Below are 2,013 nucleotides of genomic sequence, written 5' to 3'. Positions count from 1 at the left end.
GTTCTGCGCCTCGAACTGTTCACCGACCGGGCGTTCACCGTGGGTGCGGGTATCGCCTTCGTCTTCTTCGGCACGCTGACCTCGTTGATCTTCACCATCGCGCTCACCCTGCAGTTCGGGTTCGGATTCACGCCGCTGAGGGCGGGTGTGATGACACTGCCGTGGGCACTCGGAACCGGCCTTGCCGCTCTCGCCTCGGCCGCCGTGTACAGGCGGATCGTCAACCTGGTGCTGCCCGCGGGGATGGCTCTGTTCTCGATCTCGCTGGTGGTCCTGGCGGCGCAACTCCAGCACGAAGGAACCGATCCGCAATTCTGGGCACTGGCCGGCCCCCTGCTCGTCGGCGGAGCCGGTCTCGGGCTGTTCGTTGCGCCCCTGCAGACCGCGATCCTCGCGACGGTGGACCCGCGGAAGGCAGGATCGGTCTCGGGTCTGCTGCCGACGGTTCAGCAGGTCGGCAGCTCGATCGGGCTCGCGGTCATCGGAGTCGTCTTCTTCAACCTCGTCGCGGCCCAGTCCGTGGACGCCGTACAGGCCGAGCGGCCTGCGCTCAGCGCGACCCTGTCGGAAACCGGCGTGCCCGCGAGCGTGATTCCCCGCGCAGAGGAGACGTTCGTACGGTGCGCCACCGAGCAACTCGGTTCGACGTCACCGATGAAGGTTCCGGACGAGTGCCGCAACCTGGGGGCCGGCAGGGGCGAGCTCGATTCCGCGAGTCGGGAGATTGCGCATTCTGCGGTCGTCGCCGCGCAGCAGTCGACCCGGAATGCTGCGGGAGAGGCATTTCTTCAGGCCGAGCGCCGAATCCTCTGGATCATCGCCGCGGTGGCGGCAGCGATCGGAGTGGCGTCCACGTTCCTGCCGCGCCGGAACACAACGGCCGCGGCCGAATCAGCGAGCGGCGACCGAACAGGCCCACAACTCGGCCACACCGACTCCGACCTTCTCGAGAAGTGAGCGCACGAGCGGCAGACCGATCCCGATCACGCTGGATGGGTCGCCTTCGATGCGCTCGACGAACCAGCCGCCGAGGCTGTCGAGGGTGAATGCTCCTGCGACCTGGAGTGGCTCGCCGGATGCGAGATAGGCGTCCAGGTCCGTAGCCGAGGGACGCGCGAAATGCACCACGGTGGCACTGTGGTCGTGCGCGTAACCGGTGACCACGCCGTCGGCGATCCGAAGGACGCTGTGCCCGGTGAGGAGGGTGGCGCTTCGGCCGGCCATCGACGCCCACCGCGCCCGTGCCACCTCGACCGTGCCTGGTTTGCCCTGAAGTCGGCCGTCCATCAGCAACATCGAGTCGCATCCGACCACCACGGCATCGGCTATACCGTCCCGCGCGAGCGTGGGCAGAACATCGTCCGCCTTGGCGCGGGCGAGCTCGGTGACGACGTGCTCGGGTGCGGCGCCGGTTCCGAGTTCGGCGATGAGAGCGTCCTCGTCCACATCGGACACTCGGACGATCGGTTCCACCCCGGCGCTGCGCAGCACAGCGAGCCGCGCCGGGGAGGCCGATGCGAGAACGAGGACGGTCATCGTTCCCGGCGATTCAACGCTGATGCGACGACACGTTAGGGAACGCGTACGGCGAGAACGGGGCGGCACCCCGGTGCATGCGCGTCGGGTCGCCCCACGATTCCGGCGGGAGGTGCGAGCCGGGTGCGTTGCCACCGGCTGCGGCCGCAGCAGCAGAGAGGACGACAATCAGCGCTGCGGTTTCCTCGTCGCTGGGTGACCCCTTCAGCACCTTCAGGAAGGACTCACTCTCGGTGCTCGCGGGTGCGTTCGCACCGGCCTGTTCGGTGGTGTCCGAAGGCCGCACGGCATCCACCGCGGAACCGTCCACTGTCGCATCCTCGGGAATCGACTCGTCCGGACTGGTGTCGGTGCGCACTGCTTCCTCGGTGATCGCGGTCATAGCGGGATGTTCCCATGCTTCTTGGGGGGGAGGGTGACCATTTTGCGTTCGAGTAGGCGCAGGGCGGCCACGATCTGTCCGCGGGTGTGGGATGG

The 2,013-nt window shown here is 67.9% G+C and carries 3 protein-coding genes; 1 reads left to right on the top strand and 2 read right to left on the bottom strand.

Annotated features, from left to right (window positions below; genetic code table 11):
- Positions 1-957, top strand: a 957-nt coding sequence (locus tag WAW17_RS17410; protein ID WP_422334186.1) for an MFS transporter, incomplete at its 5' end; no start/stop codon positions are given.
- Here the strand turns inward: WAW17_RS17410 and WAW17_RS17405 are convergent.
- Positions 892-1,536 (bottom strand): Maf family protein, encoded by a 645-nt coding sequence (locus WAW17_RS17405; RefSeq protein WP_422334185.1) that lies wholly within the window; start codon positions 1,534-1,536, stop codon positions 892-894. The two genes, WAW17_RS17410 and WAW17_RS17405, sit on opposite strands and share 66 nt — an antisense overlap.
- Before the next feature lie 13 nt (positions 1,537-1,549).
- Positions 1,550-1,918, bottom strand: a complete 369-nt coding sequence (locus WAW17_RS17400; RefSeq protein ID WP_422334184.1) for an acyl-CoA carboxylase subunit epsilon — start codon at positions 1,916-1,918, stop codon at positions 1,550-1,552.
- Positions 1,919-2,013 lie beyond the last annotated feature (95 nt).

This window comes from Rhodococcus sp. (in: high G+C Gram-positive bacteria), from assembly GCF_049286785.1.
Classification (GTDB): Bacteria; Actinomycetota; Actinomycetes; order Mycobacteriales; family Mycobacteriaceae; genus Rhodococcus_F.
Note: the sequence above shows the minus strand (reverse complement) of the source record. Positions and strands in the feature narration are given on the sequence as shown.